Source organism: Phormidesmis priestleyi ULC007 (assembly GCF_003003695.1).
Lineage (GTDB): Bacteria > Cyanobacteriota > Cyanobacteriia > Leptolyngbyales > Leptolyngbyaceae > Phormidesmis_A > Phormidesmis_A priestleyi_A.
Map to the genome: position 1 here is coordinate 1 of NZ_PVWG01000149.1, position 711 is coordinate 711.

Annotated in this window: 1 protein-coding gene; it reads right to left on the bottom strand. The window is 55.6% G+C overall.

The annotated features are described in order from the left end of the window. Positions 1-711, bottom strand: a 711-nt coding sequence (locus tag C7B65_RS27120; protein WP_106254260.1) for a photosynthetic reaction center family protein, incomplete at both ends; no start/stop codon positions are given.

The window sequence follows — 711 nt, forward strand, 5'->3', positions numbered from 1 at the left end:
GTTCGCTCGGTTGATCACATCCGCCCAAGTGCTAATCACTCGTCCCTGCGAATCAATGATGCTCTGGTTGAAGTTGAACCCGTTCAGGTTGAACGCCATCGTGCTGATGCCCAACGCCGTGAACCAAATGCCGACGACGGGCCAAGCGCCGAGGAGGAAGTGCAAGGAGCGACTGTTGTTAAACGACGCATATTGGAAGATCAACCGCCCAAAGTAGCCGTGCGCGGCCACAATGTTGTACGTCTCTTCTTCTTGCCCAAACTTGTACCCCGCGTTCTGCGATTCGTTCTCGGTCGTCTCTCTCACTAACGAGGAGGTCACCAACGAACCGTGCATCGCACTGAACAAGCTACCGCCGAAAACTCCAGCGACTCCCAGCATGTGAAACGGGTGCATCAAGATGTTGTGCTCAGCTTGAAACACCAACATGAAGTTGAAGGTGCCACTGATGCCCAGGGGCATGCCGTCCGAGAACGAGCCTTGTCCGATCGGGTAGATCAAAAACACGGCAGTCGCAGCGGCGACGGGGGCGGAGTAAGCAACGCAGATCCAAGGACGCATGCCGAGACGGTAGGACAGTTCCCACTCCCGTCCCATGTAGCAGAAGATGCCGAGCAGGAAGTGCAAGACCACGAGTTGATAAGGTCCGCCGTTGTAGAGCCACTCGTCTAATGAGGCGGCTTCCCAAATTGGGTAGAAGTGTAAGCCGAT